Annotated in this window: 14 protein-coding genes, 3 tRNA genes and 1 pseudogene; 12 read left to right on the top strand and 6 right to left on the bottom strand. The window is 69.3% G+C overall.

Going from position 1 to position 18,395, the window contains the following annotated elements; all coding sequences use genetic code 11:
* The first annotated feature begins 206 nt into the window (after positions 1-206).
* Positions 207-1,796 (top strand): phosphoglycerate dehydrogenase, encoded by a 1,590-nt coding sequence (gene serA / locus AB0C16_RS17170; protein WP_357683779.1) that lies wholly within the window; start codon positions 207-209, stop codon positions 1,794-1,796.
* 430 nt (positions 1,797-2,226) lie between these two features.
* Here serA and AB0C16_RS17175 read toward each other — a convergent pair whose 3' ends face one another.
* Entirely contained in the window at positions 2,227-3,042 is an 816-nt protein-coding gene (locus AB0C16_RS17175) for a class I SAM-dependent methyltransferase (RefSeq protein WP_357683782.1), read from the bottom strand.
* A gap of 93 nt (positions 3,043-3,135) precedes the next feature.
* Here AB0C16_RS17175 and AB0C16_RS17180 point away from each other — a divergent pair, with 93 nt between their 5' ends.
* Both AB0C16_RS17180 and AB0C16_RS17185 read left to right on the top strand, forming a co-directional pair.
* Positions 3,136-4,182 carry a 3-isopropylmalate dehydrogenase gene (locus AB0C16_RS17180; protein WP_357683785.1) on the top strand — a complete coding sequence of 349 codons (1,047 nt, stop codon included), beginning with the start codon at positions 3,136-3,138 and terminating at the stop codon, positions 4,180-4,182.
* A 188-nt stretch (positions 4,183-4,370) separates the two neighbouring features.
* The gene (locus AB0C16_RS17185; RefSeq protein WP_357683788.1) at positions 4,371-5,468 is read left to right on the top strand and encodes a branched-chain amino acid aminotransferase; all 1,098 of its coding nucleotides are present in this window, start codon (positions 4,371-4,373) and stop codon (positions 5,466-5,468) included.
* A 12-nt stretch (positions 5,469-5,480) separates the two neighbouring features.
* On the opposite strand, the gene AB0C16_RS17190 is transcribed toward AB0C16_RS17185, so the two are convergent.
* Positions 5,481-6,128 carry an O-methyltransferase gene (locus tag AB0C16_RS17190; protein ID WP_357683790.1) on the bottom strand — a complete coding sequence of 216 codons (648 nt, stop codon included), beginning with the start codon at positions 6,126-6,128 and terminating at the stop codon, positions 5,481-5,483.
* 174 nt (positions 6,129-6,302) lie between these two features.
* On the opposite strand from AB0C16_RS17190, the gene AB0C16_RS17195 reads away from it, so the two are divergent.
* Both AB0C16_RS17195 and cimA read left to right on the top strand, forming a co-directional pair.
* Entirely contained in the window at positions 6,303-6,923 is a 621-nt protein-coding gene (locus AB0C16_RS17195) for a thioredoxin domain-containing protein (RefSeq protein WP_357683793.1), read from the top strand.
* A 187-nt stretch (positions 6,924-7,110) separates the two neighbouring features.
* Positions 7,111-8,612 (top strand): annotated as a pseudogene (cimA, locus tag AB0C16_RS17200) (citramalate synthase).
* Here cimA and AB0C16_RS17205 read toward each other — a convergent pair.
* A complete protein-coding gene (locus tag AB0C16_RS17205; RefSeq protein WP_357683795.1) occupies positions 8,609-10,249 on the bottom strand; it encodes a heparinase II/III family protein in 1,641 nt (546 codons plus the stop codon). The pseudogene cimA and the gene AB0C16_RS17205 overlap by 4 nt on opposite strands.
* Positions 10,250-10,424: 175 nt before the next feature.
* On the opposite strand from AB0C16_RS17205, the gene AB0C16_RS17210 reads away from it, so the two are divergent.
* Both AB0C16_RS17210 and AB0C16_RS17215 read left to right on the top strand, forming a co-directional pair.
* On the top strand, positions 10,425-11,843 hold the full coding sequence (locus tag AB0C16_RS17210; RefSeq protein WP_357683797.1) for a hypothetical protein: 1,419 nt from the start codon (positions 10,425-10,427) through the stop codon (positions 11,841-11,843).
* 98 nt (positions 11,844-11,941) lie between these two features.
* Complete coding sequence (locus AB0C16_RS17215; RefSeq protein ID WP_357683800.1) at positions 11,942-12,538, top strand: HD domain-containing protein; 597 nt, start codon at positions 11,942-11,944, stop codon at positions 12,536-12,538.
* On the opposite strand, the gene AB0C16_RS17220 is transcribed toward AB0C16_RS17215, so the two are convergent.
* The gene (locus tag AB0C16_RS17220) at positions 12,535-12,873 is read right to left on the bottom strand and encodes an antibiotic biosynthesis monooxygenase (RefSeq protein ID WP_357683803.1); all 339 of its coding nucleotides are present in this window, start codon (positions 12,871-12,873) and stop codon (positions 12,535-12,537) included. The genes AB0C16_RS17215 and AB0C16_RS17220 overlap by 4 nt on opposite strands.
* 116 nt (positions 12,874-12,989) lie before the next feature.
* On the opposite strand from AB0C16_RS17220, the gene AB0C16_RS17225 reads away from it, so the two are divergent.
* Positions 12,990-13,766 (top strand): fumarylacetoacetate hydrolase family protein, encoded by a 777-nt coding sequence (locus AB0C16_RS17225; protein ID WP_357683805.1) that lies wholly within the window; start codon positions 12,990-12,992, stop codon positions 13,764-13,766.
* Positions 13,759-15,132 carry a glutamate--tRNA ligase gene (gene gltX / locus AB0C16_RS17230; RefSeq protein ID WP_357683807.1) on the top strand — a complete coding sequence of 458 codons (1,374 nt, stop codon included), beginning with the start codon at positions 13,759-13,761 and terminating at the stop codon, positions 15,130-15,132. The genes AB0C16_RS17225 and gltX overlap by 8 nt, the downstream gene beginning before the upstream one ends.
* A gap of 296 nt (positions 15,133-15,428) precedes the next feature.
* On the opposite strand, the gene AB0C16_RS17235 is transcribed toward gltX, so the two are convergent.
* Entirely contained in the window at positions 15,429-17,396 is a 1,968-nt protein-coding gene (locus tag AB0C16_RS17235) for a M3 family metallopeptidase (protein WP_357683808.1), read from the bottom strand.
* A 152-nt stretch (positions 17,397-17,548) separates the two neighbouring features.
* Between AB0C16_RS17235 and AB0C16_RS17240 the strand changes: the two genes are divergently transcribed.
* The 3 genes from AB0C16_RS17240 (at position 17,549) to AB0C16_RS17250 (ending at position 18,072) form a co-directional block, all read left to right on the top strand.
* A tRNA-Gln gene (locus tag AB0C16_RS17240) sits at positions 17,549-17,620 on the top strand.
* A gap of 284 nt (positions 17,621-17,904) precedes the next feature.
* A tRNA-Glu gene (locus AB0C16_RS17245) sits at positions 17,905-17,980 on the top strand.
* Positions 17,981-17,999: 19 nt separating this feature from the next.
* Positions 18,000-18,072, top strand: a tRNA-Glu gene (locus tag AB0C16_RS17250).
* Between the two features lie 73 nt (positions 18,073-18,145).
* Here the strand turns inward: AB0C16_RS17250 and AB0C16_RS17255 are convergent.
* On the bottom strand, positions 18,146-18,394 hold the full coding sequence (locus AB0C16_RS17255) for a hypothetical protein (protein WP_357683811.1): 249 nt from the start codon (positions 18,392-18,394) through the stop codon (positions 18,146-18,148).
* Between the last annotated feature and the right edge of the window lies 1 nt (position 18,395).

Consider the following 18,395-nt stretch of genomic DNA (forward strand, 5'->3'; position numbering starts at 1 on the left):
GCTAATAGCCAATAAATCTCCCGATCAAGACAAAGACGGGTCCCATGTGGATGACTTTGGCCACGGGTGGGTACGCCGGGCAGGCGCCGTCTCAGAATGCGGGTCCTTCGTGAATGCATTCACAAGCGCGGATAGACTCGGAGCGATCCCGAGGGACCCGTCGACGTGTCCTTCCCGCCCGCCGCATGCATCTAAGGATCCCATCAGTGAACAAGCCCGTCGTTCTGGTCGCAGAGGAGCTGTCCGAGGCAGGCCTCGCCGTGCTCGGCGCCGATTTCGAGGTTCGCCACACCGACGGCGCCGATCGTTCCCAGCTGCTGCCGGCCCTCGCCGGCGTCGACGCCCTGATCGTCCGCTCGGCCACCCAGGTCGACGCCGAGGCCATCGCCGCCGCCCCGAAGCTTCGCGTGGTCGCGCGCGCCGGTGTCGGCCTCGACAACGTCGACGTCGAGGCGGCCACCAAAGCCGGCGTGATGGTCGTCAACGCGCCGACCTCCAACATCACCAGCGCCGCCGAGCAGACCGTCGCGCTCATCCTGGCCTGCGCCCGCAACACGGCCCAGGCCCACGCCGCGCTCAAGAACGGCGAGTGGAAGCGGTCGAAGTACACCGGCGTCGAGCTGGACGAGAAGGTCGTCGGCATTCTCGGCCTCGGCAAGATCGGCCAGCTCGTGGCCCAGCGCCTGCAGCCGTTCGGGGTCGAGCTGATCGCCTACGACCCCTACCTGCCGCCGGCCCGCGCCGCGCAGATGGGCGTCAAGCTGCTGAGCCTCGACGAGGTCATCAAGCAGGCCGACTTCATCACCGTGCACCTGCCCAAGTCCAAGGAGACGATCGGGCTCATCGGTGACAAGGAGCTGCACGAGGTCAAGCCCTCGGTGCGCATCGTCAACGTGGCCCGTGGCGGCATCGTCGACGAGAGCGCCCTCTACGCCGCGATCAAGGAGGGCCGCGTCGCGGGCGCCGGCATCGACGTGTTCGCCAAGGAGCCCTGCACCGACAGCCCGCTGTTCGAGCTGGACCAGGTCGTGGTCACGCCGCACCTCGGCGCCTCCACGCACGAGGCCCAGGAGAAGGCCGGCACCCAGGTCGCGCGGAGCGTGAAGCTGGCGCTGGCCGGCGAGTTCGTGCCCGACGCCGTCAACGTCCAGGGCGGCGCGGTCGCCGAGGACGTCAAGCCGGGCCTGCCGCTGGCCGAGAAGCTGGGCCGGGTGTTCACCGCACTGGCCGGCGAGGTCGCCATCAAGCTCGACATCGAGGTGCGTGGCGAGATCGCCTCGCACGACGTGCGGGTGCTGGAGCTCGCCGCCCTCAAGGGCGTCTTCAGCGACGTGGTCGAGGACTCCGTCACGTACGTCAACGCCCCGCTGATCGCCAAGGACCGCGGCCTCAGCGTCGAGCTGGTGACCAGCTCCGACAGCCCCGACTGGCGCAACGTGGTGACCGTGCGCGGCGTGCTCGCCGACGGCCGCCAGGTCTCGGTCTCCGGCACGCTGTCCGGGCCACGCCAGATCACGAAGATCGTCGAGGTCAACGGCTACGAGATGGAGATCGAGCCGACCGAGCACCTGTCGTTCTTCACCTACACCGACCGTCCCGGCGTCGTCGGCGTCGTCGGCCGCCTCCTCGGCGAGCACGGCGTCAACATCGCCTCCATGCAGGTGGCCCGTGATGTCAAGGGCGGCAAGGCGCTCATCGCGCTGACCGTCGACACGGCCATCCCGGCCGACGTGGTCGAGCAGATCGTCTCCGAGATCGGCGCTGAGAGCGGCCGCTCGGTCGACCTCGAGGACTGACCTTCCGGAGGGCACGGCTGCCGCTGGATCCGTCCGGCGGCAGCCGTTCTGTTGTCTCAATATGTGAGATACTAGGACATCCAACGAGACAGCGGAACCACCGCCGGGTAGCCTGAACGACAAGATGCGCCAGGTTCTCGTACTCATTACCTGCCGCGGCGGGGCCTGTTAGGGCAGGTCGGCGACCCGCCGCGGTGAGCGGCGTTCCCGTCGGCCGTCAGTCCCCTTCGCCCGGTCCGTGACCCGGACCCGCGAGCTCAAGCCCGGTCGGACTCGCGACCGGAGTCCGACTTCCCACCGACGACGCCCCGCGAAACGAGATGAGTCCCATGGACGACATGTACGCCTGGAACGGTGCCGAAGGGCACGAGGACGAGGCCGCCGAGGCCCTGCAGACCGCGCTGGACCGCCGGGACAACGGCGGCCCGCCTCAGAACTCGAGCCGGTAGAAGATCGACAGCTTCTTCAGGGCGGGAAAGACCCGCATGACGCGGGCCGTGATCCGGTAGGAGATCGACAGGTCGCCGAAGCCGTCCATGTCGAACACGCTCAGCGCGCTCACGCAGCGCAGCCTCGGGCTGATCGACAGCAGGTCCGATGGGCCCTCGATGCTCCAGTGCATGTCGGCCCCGGCCCTGCGGACGGGTTTGTTCAGCAGTTGCAGGCGCAGGCCGCGGCGGCTGATGGAGTCGAAGACGATCTGCCCGCTGGGGAAGCCTTCGGCGATCCGGCGCAGCAGCTCGCGGCCGTCCTCCTCGTGGAGGTAGTAGATGAGGCCCTCGGCGATGACCAGCACCGGCTTGTCGCGCGGGACCGCGTCGAGCCAGCCGAAGTCGGTCACCGACGACCTGATCAGGGTGAGGCCGGGGCGTTCGGGGAGTACCTTCCGATACAGCTCGATGACCTCGGGGTAGTCGACGTCGTACCAGTCGACGCCGGGCGGCGGATCGAGGCGGTGCACCCTCGTGTCGAGACCGCAGCCCAGGTGGAGCACGGTCGCCTCCGGGTGCCGCCCGAGAAACTCCCGGGCCCAGCCGTCGAGGAAGCGCGCCCTGAGCGCGACCGCGGGCGCCGTGCGCGGGGTCAGGCCGGTCTGGCGGAAGTCGTGGTCGATCCGTTCGGCTACCTCGGCGGCCAGGGTGTCGCCGAGCAGCGGGTGTGGTGAACGGGCGTCCAGCGCTCTGCCGTACAGCGTGGCGAGGAGAGTCGCCCGCTCGCCGGTGAAGTGCGGTTTCTCCGTCGTCATGCCATTTACGCTACTCCGGGCGGAGTAAAATGGAATGTCCAAAAAATGAGACGGTGTGTTCGTCAGACGAGACGAGCCGGTAAGGTGCCATCCATGGAGTCGCGCAACATTCGCCTGGCAGTCATCCCCGGAGATGGCATCGGCACCGAGGTGGTGGCCGAGGGGCTCAAGGTCCTGGAAGCCGTCGGCACGAAGATCGAGGCAACCCACTACGATCTGGGCGCCGCCCGCTATCACCGCACCGGCGAGACGCTGCCCGACGCCGTGCTCGACGAGCTGCGCGGCTACGACGCCATCCTGCTCGGGGCCGTCGGCGACCCCAGCGTGCCGCCGGGCATCCTGGAGCGCGACCTCCTGCTCAAGATCCGCTTCGCCTTCGACCACTACGTCAACCTGCGACCGGTCAAGCTCTTCCCCGGCGTCGAGACCCCGCTGGCCGACACCCGGCCCGAGGACATCGACATGATCGTCATCCGAGAGGGCACCGAGGGCCTCTACGCGGGCACCGGCGGCGTCATGCGCCGCGGCACCCCGCACGAGATCGCCACCCAGGAGTCGCTCAACACCGCCCACGGCGTGGAGCGTGTGGTGCGCTACGCGTTCGCGAAGGCGCAGTCGCGGCCGCGCAAGAAGCTGACCCTCGTCCACAAGACCAACGTGCTGACCTTCGCCGGCGACCTCTGGCAGCGCACGGTCAACCAGGTGGCCGAGGAGTTCCCCGACGTCACCACCGACTACAGCCACATCGACGCGGCCTCGATGTTCTTCGTCAGCCAGCCCGAGCGGTTCGACGTGGTCGTCACCGACAACCTGTTCGGCGACATCATCACCGACCTCGGCGCGGCGATCGCCGGTGGCATCGGCCTGGCCGCCAGCGGCAACATCAACCCCGAGCGCACCACGCCCAGCATGTTCGAGCCGGTGCACGGCAGCGCCCCCGACATCGCCGGCCAGGGCAAGGCCGACCCGACCGCCACGATCCTGTCGGTCGCCATGCTCCTCGACCACCTGGGCCTGCACGCCGAGGCGGCCAAGGTCGAGCAGGCGGTCGCCGACGACATCGTCGAGCGGCTGGCCGGGTGGGCGAGCCGCACCACGCACGAGATCGGTGACGACATCACCGCCCGCGTATCGAGCTAGGGCCCGCCCAGCTCCACCGGCGCCTGGCGGTCCCGAACAAGGACCAGCCAGGCGCCTTTTCGCGTCTAAATGGCCAAACACCCCATCGGCCTCTTGCCATCCCAAATAGCGAGACAATAGGAAGTACGCACAGCCTTCGGGCAGCGCCTAGCAGATCCGTGGATTCGCAGAGAGAAGGAACCTTCGTCATGACCATCGCTCAGAAGCTCAGCTTCGACGTGCAGCACTCCGACCACGCTCGCACCGCGGCCGAGCGGGAGCAGGTACTGGCGAACCCCGGATTCGGCCAGGTCTTCACCGACCACATGATCTCGATCGACTACACCGACGGCGAGGGCTGGCACGACGCGCGGCTCGAACCGTACGGGCCGCTCTCGCTCGACCCGGCCACGGCGGTCCTCCACTACGCGCAGGAGTTGTTCGAGGGGCTCAAGGCCTACCGCCAGATCAACGGCTCCATCGTGACCTTCCGTCCCTACGCCAACGCCGCCCGCTTCAACCGCTCGGCCGAGCGGATGGCCATGCCGGAGCTGCCCAAGGAGACGTTCGTCGAGTCGCTGGAGCTGCTCGTGCAGACCGACCGCGACTGGGTGCCCACCACCGAGGGTCACAGCCTCTACCTGCGGCCCTTCATCTTCGCGACCCAGGTCGGACTCGGCGTCAACTACCCCTCCCGGACTTACCGCTACATGGTCATCGCCTCGCCCGCCGCCTCCTACTTCTCCGGCGGCATCAAGCCCGTCTCGGTGTGGCTGTCGACCGAATACACCCGCGCCGCCCCCGGCGGCACCGGCTTCGCCAAGTGCGGCGGCAACTACGCCGCCGCCTTCGTCGCCCAGCGGCAGGCCGTCGAGAACGGCTGCGACCAGGTGGTCTGGCTCGACGCCCACGAGCACCGCTACGTCGAGGAGATGGGCGGGATGAACCTGTTCTTCGTCTTCGGCGACAAGCTCGTCACCCCGGCGCTGACCGGGACCCTGCTTCCCGGCATCACCCGCGACTCGATCCTGACGATGGCCGCCGATCTGGGTCTGCGGCCGGAGGAGCGCCTGATCACCACGGACGAGTGGCAGGCCGGGTGCGAGTCCGGGGAGCTGTCGGAGGTGTTCGCCTGCGGCACGGCCGCGGTCGTCACGCCGGTCGGCTCCGTCAAGGGCGCCGACCGCGCGTGGAGCATCGGCGACGGAACTCCCGGCCCGGTCACGATGCGGGTGCGCGAGGAGCTCGTCGGGATCCAGTACGGCTCGCGGCCGGACCCGCACAACTGGATCCACAAGATCAGCTGACCGGATTCCGGCTCAGCCGTTCTTCCGCACCATGGTCAACCCGTCGGCGATGGGCAGCATGACGACCGTCACCCGCGGATCCTCCGCCACGAGGTCGTTGAACTCACGCATCAGCACCGTGATCGCGTCATCGCGCGACGGGTCGGCCACGTACCCCGTCCACAGCGTGTTGTCCACCATGAGCAGCCCGCCCGGCCGCAGCCGGTCCATGAGCAGCTCGTAGTAGGCGGGGTAGCCGGCCTTGTCGGCGTCGAGGAAGGCGAGGTCGACGGGCTGGTCGAAGGCGGCCAGGGTCTCCAGCGCGGGGCCGAGCGTGAGCCTCACCCGATCGGACACCCCGGCCCTCTCCCAGTAGCGCCGGGCGATCGACGTCCACTCCTCGCTCACGTCGAAGCAGTGCAGCGTGCCACCGGACAACCCGCGGGCGATGCACAGCGACGAGTATCCGGTGAACGTTCCCACCTCGACCGCGACGGCCGGCGCCACCAACTGGGTGATCATGGTGAGGAACCGGCCCTGGTCGGCGGAGATCTGCATCCCCGCGTCGTCGCCGGTCCGCTCCGCGGTCTCCGCCGCCAGCTCCTGCAGCAACAGGTCGGGACGGGTGGTGTGCTCGAGGATGTATCGGCCGATGGCGGTGCCCGCCGCGAATGCCTTCATGAGGTCATTGTCCGCCCTCCGCCGTGCCCCAGCATGAGCAGCCGGACGTCGGGTTCGTCGCCGGTGCCACACGTCTGGATGAGCCGCCCCAATCAGTCAGATTTCACCTTCTTCAGGTAGGGTCTGCGCGATCAATGAGCTGAGGGCGGGCGGATGAAGAACAAGGTGGCGGCCGTGTTGGTCGCATGCGCGATGCTGGCCGTGGTCGCGGTCGTCGGGTTCGACGACGGCCAGGCACCGCAGGGCGTGCGGCTGACCCGGCAGGTCGACGGCACCATGGTGCTGGCCGACGGCCGCGGCAGCGCGCCGGTGCTCGACATCTACGAGGACTACGACTGCCCGGTCTGCAAGGACCTGCACTCCCGGGTCGACGCGACGATCCAGCGCCTGGCCAGAGAGGGCAAGGTCAGGGTGGTCTTCCACCCCGTCACGATCTTCCGGGACGAGCCGATGCGGTCCAACTCCATCAGGGCCGCGGCCGCCGCCCGGTGCGTGCCCGAGGCCAGCTGGCTGGCCTTCCGCGACGAGCTGTACGACATGCAGCCGGCCCCGCACGGGGTGGCCTCCGGGTTCACCGTGGAGGAGCTGGCCGCGGCGGCCAGGAAGGTCGGCGCGTCGGTGGACGAGTGCGTCATCTCACAGTCCTTCGTCCAGGCCCACCTGACGGAGAGCGCCAAGATCCGGATCGAGGGCACGCCCACGGTGCTGCTCGACGGGCGGATGCTGGGTGACTCGGCGTTCGACCCGGCCGCGCTGGAGGAGGCCATCATCGGCGATCCGGGCGTCACCGTGTGACCTTTCCGATCTCGGATGACGAGATCGATGTGCCAGATGGTGGATTCGTATGGCAGACTCGCAGGCATCATGTTCTACCGTCTGCTCATTATCGACAGGCGCGCTGGCTGACACAGGGACACCGCCAGCGCGCAGACCTCTCACGTCCGTGAGGGGTCTTTTTGTTTTCCCAGGGAGACGACAAACCATGGCCGACGACCGCTTCCACGTGTACGACACGACGCTGCGCGACGGCGCGCAACAGGAGGGGCTCAATCTCACCGTCGCTGACAAGCTCTCCGTCGCACGCCACCTGGACGGGCTGGGCGTCGGCTTCATCGAAGGGGGCTGGCCGGGCGCCAACCCCAAGGACACAGAGTTCTTCAGGCGGGCTCGAACAGAGCTGGACCTGAAGCACGCGCAGCTCGCCGCGTTCGGTGCGACCCGCCGGGCCGGTGTGAAGGCAGCCGACGACCCTTTGGTGGCCGCTCTGCGCGAATCCGGCGCGGGGGGGGGGGGGGGGGGGGGGGGGGGGGGGGGGGGGGGGGGGGGGGGGGGGGGTTCCTCGACGCCGAGCACTTCTTCGACGGTTACAAGTCCAACCCAGCCTACGCGCTGGAGGTCATCCGCACGGCGGCCGAGGCCGGAGCGGGTGTGATCGCGCTCTGCGACACCAACGGCGGCATGCTCCCCGACGAGCTGGCCGAGATCGTCCAGGCCGCCGTCGGCACCAGCGCCCGCGTCGGCATCCACTGCCACGACGACACCGGCTGCGCGGTCGCCAACACGCTGGCCGCCGTACAGGCGGGCGCGACGCACGTGCAGGGCTGCGCCAACGGCTACGGTGAGCGGTCCGGCAACGCCAACCTGTTCACCGTGGTCGCCAACCTCCAGCTCAAGCGGGGCTTCGACCTCGTCCCTCCGCAGGCCCTGGCCGACATGACCCGCATCGCGCACGCGATCACCGAGGTCACCAACGTCACCCCCAACTCCCACGCCCCCTACGTGGGCACGTCGGCGTTCGCCCACAAGGCGGGCCTGCACGCCAGCGCGATCAAGGTCGACCCCAACCTCTACCAGCACATCGACCCCGCCCAGGTGGGCAACGACATGCGGATGCTGGTCTCCGACATGGCCGGCCGCGCCTCGGTCGAGCTCAAGGGCCGCGAGCTGGGCTACGAGCTCACACCCGCCAACACCAAGACCCTGGTCGACCGGGTCAAGGAGCTGGAGGCCAAGGGGTTCACCTTCGAGGCCGCCGATGCCTCGTTCGAGCTGCTGCTGCGCGACACCGTCCAGGGCGAGCAGCGGCGCCACTTCGAGGTCGAGTCGTGGCGGGTGATCGTCGAGCGCACCAAGGGCGGCGAGCTGGTCAGCGAGGCGACCGTCAAGCTGCACGCCAAGGGCGAGCGCATCGTCGCCACCGGCGAGGGCAACGGCCCGGTCAACGCCCTCGACCGCGCGGTGCGCCTGGCGCTCGAGAAGCTCTACCCCGAGCTGGCCAGGGTGGAGCTGGTCGACTACAAGGTGCGGATCCTGGAGGGCAGCCACGGCACCGGCGCCGTCACCCGCGTGCTCATCACCTCCAGCGACGACACCTCCGAGTGGGCCACGGTGGGCGTCGCCGAGAACATCATCGCCGCCTCCTGGCAGGCGCTGGAGCAGGCCGTCACCTACGGCCTGCTGCGCGCGGGCCGAGAGGCGGCCTAGAGGAGACCGGCGGGGAAGGTCACGCCCTGGACGGTGACCTTCCCGCCAGAGCACGACACCTTCGGCGAGTCCGTGTCCGGCACGATGACGGTCAGCAGCGACGTGGCGGCGGGGGAGACCACGACGTTGGCCGGCTCCTTCGACAGGTAGGTCGGCGACACCCAGCCCAGCTTCCCGCCGCGCTCCACCTTCTGCCCGCCCACCGGCTCGCACCCCGACAGCTGGAGCAGCGTCACGTTGAACTTGCCGTCGCTCAGCACCACCCGGCCGCCGCGGTTGGAGACGACCTTGAGCGACGGGGCGAACCGCCACAGGTTGCGCACCTTCTTGCCGCCCGACGCGGTGTCCAGCACCGCCATCAGGCCCGCGCCGGGGTCGCCGTGGTTGACGAGCACCGAACGGGTACGGGAGGTGCCGTAGGCCTTGTCGGTGAGCCGGAACGCCTGCCGGTCCTTGCCCATGCTCGACTTCGTGAGCTTGCTGACCGTACGCGGCCGGAATCGCTCGCCCACGACGGTCGGGATGTTGTGCGCCTCGGGCGAGAGCGTCCAGTAGCGGTAGGCGCTCTTCTCGTAGGAATGGAACCCGGCGTCGACCAGGACGTCACGGCCGTGCGCGTAGTAGGTCACGCCCAGGTGGTCCTCGTGGCCGTGGAACTTGGTGCCGGGGCCGAACCTGATCGAGTAGTAGGCGGAGTCGGCCTTGCCCCAGTCTGTCCGGCCGTACACGTAACCGGCCCGGTAGACCTTGACCTTCTCCGAGGGCGTGCCGGTCTCCATCTTCGGCTCGGTCTCGGCGCTGCCGTCGCCGATGGGCACCATGTAGCCGTTGGGCATCGTGGAGTGGGCGATGAAGTCCTTCAGCGCCTCGGACCGCTTGGAGATCTCACCCGGCACCTTGCGGCCGCAGTCCTTCATGCCGGCCATGGCGACCTGCAGCCTGCCGTACACGTAGACGGCGTAGCGCGGCGCCTGCTCCATGAGCGCGCCCTGCGCGTCGACGTCGAGCTTGACCGTGCCGGTGAGCCGCCTGGAGGCCAGGCCGGACCAGTCCTTGCGGCCGTAGCGGCAGCCGATGCTCATGAGCGCGATGTCCTGGTCGATCCCGTGATTGTGGCCCTTCTTGTAGAGCCTCGGGTCGGACAGCAGCTTGGCGTGGACGGCCAGGCTGTCCTTGAGCCAGCCGTCCTTGACGTGCATGCTCAGGCACACCAGCGCCTGGGTGCGGAGCGAGACGGGATGGTCGTTCCAGACGTACGGCTTGGTGCCGCGGGCGCCGTGCCTGTTGTTGGCCACCCAGTCCTTGGTGATCTCCTCGGCGCGGTCGAGGTAGGCGCGCTCGCCGGTGTTCTCGTACGCCACGACCAGCGTGCCCATCCAGCGCAGCGACTGGAAGACGTACTCCCACGAACGGTTCTTGTACGGGCTCATGCCCCAGTCGATCCTCTTGCCGATCTTGACTGCGGGCAGGCTCACCAGCGAGATCTCGCCCTTCATGACCTCGTCGGCCGTCGGCGATCCGGGCAGCCAGTCGCCCTGGCACTGCGCGGTGCGCTTCACCGGAGCCTCGGCCTGCGCGGTGCCCGCCAGTCCTGCGACGGCGAGTGTGAGGGCAAGGGGGATCGCGAGGCGGCGCACGCCAGTTCCTTCCGGGCAAGCTTCAGGGGGCAAAAGAGACGTTCAGGCGAAAGAGACGTGGTGGAACATGGTGGCCGGGCCCGATCATGGGGTCAAGTTGGGTTCCGGATCGTTAGCGCCCCGACGTTCATTCGTACTTTATAGGCTGGTTTGCTCATAGGGACTGAGGAGGCGGATGGTGTCCACGCTACGCAAGCACTGGATCTTTCTCCTCGCCCTGCTCGCAGGAGCGGTCCTGCGAGGCGTGGCCGTCCTCGGCTACCGGCCGGCCATCTGGTTCTGGGCCGACTCCTTCGCCTACCTCAACGCCGGGCTCGACCCGCGACCGCTGGAGTCACGCACCTCGGGCTACTCGTTGTTCCTGTGGGCGCTCAAGCCCCTGGCCAGCATCGAACTGGTCGTCGTGGTGCAGCATCTGCTCGGGCTGGGCATCGGTGTGCTCGTCTACCTGCTGCTGCGCCGCCGGCTGCCCGGCTGGGCCGCCACGGTGTTCGCGCTGCCCGTGCTGCTCGACGCGTTCCAGATCCAGCTCGAACACCTCATCATGGCCGACCTGCTGTTCGTGTTCCTCGTCATGGCGGCGGTCGCGTTGCTCCTGTGGCGGCCGAGCCTGACGCCCTGGACCGCCGCGGGCGCCGGACTCCTGCTCGCCGCGGCCACCGTGACCAGGACCATCGGCCTGCCGCTGATCGCCGTCGTGCTGGTCGCGGTGCTGCTGCGCCGTACGGGGTGGAGGCCGGTCGTCGCGCTCGCCGCGGCGGGCGCGATCCCGCTGGCCGGCTACGCGCTGTGGTTCCAGTCCGAGTACGGCACGCTCGCGCTGAGCCGCGGCAACACGTTCCTGTGGGCCCGGACCATGACGTTCGCCGACTGCGCGAAGATCAAGCCCGACGTGCCGCTGTGCCCGGCCGAGCCGCTGGGGGAGCGCCTGGCGCCTCCCGAGTACATCTGGTCCGCCGACTCGCCGATCAACGACGTCAAGGGCGGGCCGGCCAGGCGCGACGAGCTCGCCGGGGCCTTCGCCAAGCAGGCCATCCTCGCCCAGCCGCTCGACTTCCTGCGCGCGGGGCTGGTCGACGTGGCGCACATCTTCTCCTGGGAGCGCCGGGTGTACCCGGTCGAGGGCGAGCAGAGCGCCTACGTCTTCCCCGGGGAGATCGCGCCGTTCAAGGACTCACCCGCCTCCAAGGACCGCACCGCCGAGGAGATCACCACCGCCTACCAGGGCGACTCCGGCGAGACGGTCATGGTCGAGCCCTACGCGGGCTGGATCCGCGGCTACCAGTCCTACGGCTACCTGCGTGGACCGTTCCACCTGGCGCTCCTGGTGATCGGCGCGGCCGGGGTCGCGCTCAGGTGGCGCAGGCTGGGCGGCGACGTGCTGCTGCCGTGGGCGAGCGCCATGACGCTGCTCGTGCTGCCGGTGTTCGTCGCCGCCTTCGACCACAGGTACGTGCTGCCGGCCATGCCGCTCGCCTGCCTGGCGGCGGGACTGGCGCTCGCCCGGCCCCACGACGCGGGCGGGGATCCGCACCGGAGCGGCGCGGCGCCGGACGAGGCCCCCCAGCCGGTCGGCCGGGTGTCCCGTCCGTGAAGCCGGGCACACGGCCGGCGAGAGATTGGCCGGATCCCGTCGATGGGTGACCTCAGGGCCACTCGTCCCGGCCGGACCCGGCGCTCCATGATGAACGCATGAACCTGAACGACCTGGTGCTCCCCGACACTCCTGCCTGCCGCGGCGCCCTGGAGGTGGCGGCCCGCTACCACTCGCCCTCACTCCTCAACCACTCGATCAGGGCCTACCTGTGGGCCGCGGCCCACGCCCGGCTGCACGACATCGCCTTCGACGCCGAGCTGTTGTACGTGTCGGCCATGCTGCACGACATCGGGCTGGCCGCCGAGTTCGACAGCCACACGGTGGGATACGAGGAGGCCGGCGGACACGTGGCCTGGGCCTTCTGCACGGGAGCCGGGTGGCCCGAGGACCGCAGGCGGCGCGCCTCAGAGGTGATCATCCGTCACATGTGGGACGAGGTCCCGGTGGACGAGGACCCGGAGGGGCACCTGCTGGAGCTCTCGACCGCCATGGACATCTCCGGCCGCCGCACCGACGAGATCCCGCCCGGGCTCCGCGACGAGGTGCTCGCCCGGCATCCGCGCCTGGAGATCGCCAAGGAGTTCGCCGCCTGCGTCACCGACCAGGGCACGCGCAAGCCGTCGAGCCTGGCCGGCGGCTTCGTGCGGTCGGGCATCGCCGAGCGCATCGCCCGCAACCCGCTCGACGCCTAACCCTTCGGCCCGGCGCTGTCCACGACCTCGAACGACCACAGAGTCGCCCCCGACGCGGCGGGCCCCCGCCCGTGGCCGTGCCCCTGACCGGAGCCCGCCGCCTCGGCGTGGCCGCGCTGGAAGTCCTGGCTCTCCTGCCACCTGAGGAAGTCGTCCTCGCTGCGCCACCGCGTGTAGACGAGGTACTGGTCGGTGCCCTCGACGGGCCTGAGCAGCTCGAACCACTCGAACCCGTCGGCCGACTCGACCATCCCGGCCCGGTTGGAGAACCGGTGTTCGAGCTCTTCGCGCATCTCGGTGGGAACCGTCAACACGTTGATCTTGACGATGGACAACGCGACCCCTCTCGCGGCGAACCTCACCGCACCGTCCGGTGCGGGCTCCAGGCTAACGCGACGTCTGGCGTGTCGCCGTGAACCGACTCCCCGGGCGGCGGCGATAGCCTTGTCGGGTGCGTATAGCGAGGTTCTCCACAGACGATGGCGTGTCGTTCGGCGTGGTCGAGGGCGGCCCGGGCGAGGAGTTCGTCTCCGCGATCTCCGGCCACCCCTTCGGTGAGGTGCAGTTCACCGGCGAGCGGTTCCCGCTGGCCCAGGTGCGGCTGCTCGCCCCCATGCTGCCGAGCAAGGTGATCGCCATCGGCCGCAACTACGCCGAGCACGCGCGCGAGATGGGCAACGAGGTGCCCGAGGAGCCGCTCATCTTCCTCAAACCGTCGACCTCGGTGATCGGCCATGGCGAGCCGATCGTCTACCCGACCTCGCTGTCCGACCGGGTCGACTTCGAGGGCGAGCTGGCCGTGGTGATCGGCCGGTTGTGCCGCGAGGTGCCGGTCGAGCGGGTCAAGGACGTCATCTTCGGCTACACCTGCGCCAACGACGTCACCGCGCGCGACCTGCAGAAGAAGGACGTCCAGTTCACGCGGGCCAAGAGCTTCGACACGTTCTGCCCGCTCGGCCCGTGGATCCGCACCGACCTCGACCCGAGCGACCTGGCGCTCACCACGACCGTCAACGGCGAGGTCCGCCAGAGCGGCCGCACCAGCCAGCTCATCCACGACATTCCCGCGCTGGTCGCCTACGTCAGCGCGGTCATGACGCTGATCCCGGGCGACGTGATCCTGACCGGCACCCCCGACGGCGTCGGTCCGATCGAGCTCGGCGACGAGGTCAGCGTCGGCATCGAAGGCATCGGCACTCTGACGAACAAGGTGGTCGCTCGTGACTGATCTACGGGTGCGGTTCGCCCCATCCCCAACCGGCATGTTCCACGTCGGCGGCGCCCGCACGGCGCTGTTCAACTGGGCCCTGGCCGTGCGGTCGGGCGGCCGTTTCGTGCTGCGCATCGAAGACACCGACGCCACCCGCAACCGGCCCGAGTGGACCGAGGGCATCATCTCGGCGCTCGACTGGATCGGCATCAACGGCGGCGCTCCGGCGTTCGAGGGTCCCTACTTCCAGTCGGCCTACGAGCCGCAGCACCGCGAGGCCGTGGCCAAGCTGCTCGCCGACGGCAAGGCCTACCACTGCGACTGCACGCGTGAGCTGCTCGTCGCCCGCACCGGCTCCGAGCACAAGGGCTACGACGGCTTCTGCCGCGACCGGGGCCTGACCGAGGGCGCGGTGCGCTTCCGCACTCCCGACGAGGGCGTCACCGTCGTCGACGACGTCATCAGGGGCCGGGTGGAGTTCCCCAACGACTCCCAGGAGGACTTCGTCATCGCCCGCACCGACGGCTCGCCCCTCTACGTGCTGGCCAACGCCGTCGACGACATCACCCAGGGCATCACCCACGTGGTGCGCGGCGAGGAGCACCTGGGCAACGCCGCCAAGCAGCAGCTGCTCTGGCCCGCGCTCGGCGCCACCCCGCCGGTCTGGGCGCACCTGCCGGTCATCGTCAACGAGCAGCGCAAGAAGCTGTCCAAGCGGCGCGACAAGGTGGCCCTGGAGGACTACCGGGCCGAGGGCTACCTGGCCGAGGCCATGGTCAACTACCTCATGCTGCTCGGCTGGGGCCCCGGCGACGACCGGGAGATCATGCCGTGGTCGGAGATGGTGCCGCTGTTCCGGCTCGACGCCGTCAACAGCTCCAGCGCCTACTTCGACGAGAAGAAGCTGCGCGCGTTCAACGGCGAATACATCCGGGCCCTGCCGCTGGAGACGTTCGAGGAGCGCTGCGCCCCCTACCTCGAGCCCGACTGGGACCGCGAGATGTTCAGCAAGGTCGCCGGCCTGGCCCAGACCCGCATCACGGTCCTGTCGGAGATCAGGCAGAACGTCGACTTCCTGTTCCTGGACGAGCCGGTGTTCGACCAGGCCTCCTGGGACAAGGCGATGAAGAACTCCCCGGTGGAGATCCTGTCCGGCTACCTGGAGCGGCTCGACGTCGTCAGCTGGGATCCCGAGTCGCTCAAGGAGGCGCTGGAGGAGGTCGGCACGGCCCACGGGCTCAAGCTGGGCAAGGCCCAGGCTCCCGTACGCGTCGCGGTCACCGGGCGGACGGTCGGCCTGCCGCTGTTCGAGTCGATCGAGGTGCTCGGCCGCGAGCGGACCCAAGACCGGATCCGCGCCGCGCTGACACGCCTGCGAGGCTGAGCGCCGCCCCGGCGGCCCTGGCCGGCCACACCCCCGTGCCCCCGGGCCTCGGACTCAGCGGACAGCCGAGGAGCAGTCGCACCGCGAAGCCCGCCGGCGTGGAGGTGAGGCCGAGCCAGAGGGGTGACCGTACGCGTTCGGAGCGGGCCGTCTGGATCACGGCCGCCTGGCGGAGCGCGTAGAGCACATCGGGAGACCGGTCGCCAGGACGTCCCTGATGAGGAGTCCGGCGGCGGATCGCCGATCTCGACACTCGCTGACTCAGCGGTGCCGCCGCCGGACCGTGGAGCCGGGTGTCAGACCAGGCCGCGGCGCTCCAGCAGCGGCTGGATGGACGGCTCGCGACCGCGGAAGTCGCGGAACGCGGTCAGCGGGTCGAGGCTGCCGCCCTTCGACAGCAGCGCGCGGCGGAAGTGGTCGCCGTTGGCCCGCTCCAGCCCGCCGTTCTCCTTGAACCACTCGACGCTCTCGGCGTCGAGCACCTCACTCCAGATGTAGGAGTAGTAGCCGGCGCTGTAGCCGCCGGAGAAGACGTGGGCGAAGTAGTTGGTCCGGTAGCGCGGCCTGACCAGCGGGAAGGCGATCTGGGCCGCTTCCAGGGCCGCCTGCTCGAACGCCTCGGCGTCCTCGACGGTCTCGCCGGGGCTCAGCCGGTGCCAGGCCCAGTCGAGCAGCGTCGCGGCCAGATACTCGACGGTCATGAAGCCCTGGTTGAACTTCTCCGCGGCCTTCATCTTCTCCACCAGCTCCGCGGGCATCGGCTCGCCCGTCTCGTGGTGCCTGGCGTAGTTGGCCAGGACCTCGGGCCAGGTCGCCCACATCTCGTTGACCTGCGACGGATACTCGACGAAGTCGCGCGGCACGTTGGTGCCCGAGACGCGGGGATAGCGCACCTCGGAGAAGAGCCCGTGCAGCGCGTGGCCGAACTCGTGGAAGGCCGTGCTGACCTCGTCGTAGGTCAGCAACGCCGGCCCGGTCACGGGCTTGGTGATGTTCAGATTGTTGATCACCACGGGCTTCTCGCCGAACAGGAACGACTGGTTGACCAGGTTGTTCATCCACGCGCCGCCGCGCTTGGTCGGCCTCGCGAACGGGTCGAGGGCGAACAGGCCGAGCGCGCTGCCGTCCTCGTTGAACACCTCGAAGATCCGCACGTCCGGGTGGTAGCCGGCCAGGTCGGTCCGCTCGCCGAACGTGACGCCGTAGAGGCGGGTCGCGGCGTAGAACACGCCGTCGAGGTAGACGCGGTCGAGCTCGAAGTAGGGCCGCATCGCGCCGGCGTCGAAGTCGTAGCGGGCCTGGCGCACCTTCTCCGCGTAGAACGACCAGTCCCACGGCTCGATCTCGAACCCGGCCTGCTCGGTGAGCGCCTCCGCCTCCTTGCGGGCGTTCCGTACGGCGGGCCCGACGAGCTGCCCCAGCATGCCCTCGACCGCCTCGACGCTCTTGGCCGTCTGGTCGGCGACCTTGTAGGCGGCGTGGTCGGGGTAGCCCAGCAGCCGGGCCCGTTCGGCCCGCAGAGTCGCGAGCCGCACGGCCAGCCCGAAGTTGTGCGGCGCCCGCTCCACGCTCAGCGTGTAGAGCCTGCGGCGCACGTCGCGGTCGGTGAGCTGGGCCAGCCCCGGCTGGTTGGTGAAGTTGAGCAGCGGCAGGACGTAGTGGCCGTCACGTTCCAACGACTCGATCTCGGCCTCGTCGAACCCGTCGAGCTCCTTGGGGTCGTCGACCACCAGCGCGGACTCGGTCGAGGCCTTCAGCAGGTTCTGGGCGAACTCGGTGGACAGCCTCGACTGCTCCTCGTTGAGCTCCTTGAGCCGCTCCTGCTCGGCCTCCGACAGGTCGGCGCCGGCCCGGATGAAGTCCTCGCGGTACTTCTCCAGCAGCCACGCCTCCTCGGCGTCGTCTGTCGTCACCTGCTTGATCCGGGCCCAGAGCGCCCGGTTGAGCCGGATCGCGTCGCTGTGCTTGGCCAGCTCGGGAGAGATCTGCTTCTCGATCTCCATGACGGCGTCGGTCGAGTCGGAGGCGGCGACGCTGAAGAAGGCCGTGGCCGTGCGGTCGAGGATCCGCCCGGACCGTTCGAGCGCGGCGATCGTGTTGCCGAACGTCGGCGGCTCGGTGTCGCGGGCGATCGCGTCGACCTCCGCCAGCTGCTCGGCCATTCCGCGCGCGAACGCGGGCAGGTAGTGCTCCTCGCGGATCTCGGCGAAGGGCGGCAGCTGGTAGGGCAGGCTGCTGGGGGCGAACAACGGATTCTCGGCCAACGCTTGGGCTCCTCCACATGGTGTTTTGTCAGCATCAGCTTGGCATGACAGGGGCCTCGCCGCGTGCTCTCGCGCAATCGTTTTGGTCTTGGCCCCCAAGCTGGGCTATTCTTTCGGAGGTCGCCGCACGAACCCTAAGGGGTTCGTAACGGTGGGGTATGGTGTAATTGGCAGCACGACTGATTCTGGTTCAGTTAGTCTAGGTTCGAGTCCTGGTACCCCAGCATCTGACGGATGTCTCGCAAGAGGCATCCGTTTTTGGCGTTCATGGGGTTTCTTTAACCGTGAAGCGGAGACCGTTTCGCCCGCCGGCGACCTCCGGTGCCGCGTGCTGATCGCCGCCACCCCGGTGCGGCCGGGGCCGCGCCGGGCCGTACGAGCCGATGGGACGACCGGGTGCGCCCCCGCAGGCCCGATCCGCTGAGTTGATAGTGGTTTTGCGTGCTCCTTGGGGTGCGGTAGAGTTACCTCCGTTGCCGGGGAGACCCGGCTGATCGCTTGCTGACAGGGTCCCGTCGTCTAGTGGCCCAGGACGCCGCCCTCTCAAGGCGGTAGCGCCGGTTCGAATCCGGTCGGGACTACCACTGTCAGGCAAGTCACGAAGGTCCCGTCGTCTAGTGGCCCAGGACGCCGCCCTCTCAAGGCGGTAGCGCCGGTTCGAATCCGGTCGGGACTACATCTGCGAAGGCCCGATCATCGATCGGGCCTTTCGTGCTTTCCACACCGGGCGTTCCCACCGCCCCGCTCGCTCACCCGTCCATGAGCGCCTTCCGCGGCGCCTCGGCGGCTTCCCCGGCCCGGCCGGGGAAACCGCCGTGGTCGACGGGGGACTCCACCGGCGCCGTGCCGAGCGGCCCGGCCAGCGCCATGGAGGTCTGGTAGGTGAGCAGGCCGCCCGCGGCCACGCCGAGGCCGACGACGACGACATGAGCCGAGCCGGCGACCGTGTGGTCACCCGCGAGCGCGTCGGCCGGCGGCGCGAAGGCCGCGGCCGACATC

Source organism: Nonomuraea sp. NPDC048916 (assembly GCF_040649575.1).
In the GTDB taxonomy this organism is placed as follows: domain Bacteria; phylum Actinomycetota; class Actinomycetes; order Streptosporangiales; family Streptosporangiaceae; genus Nonomuraea.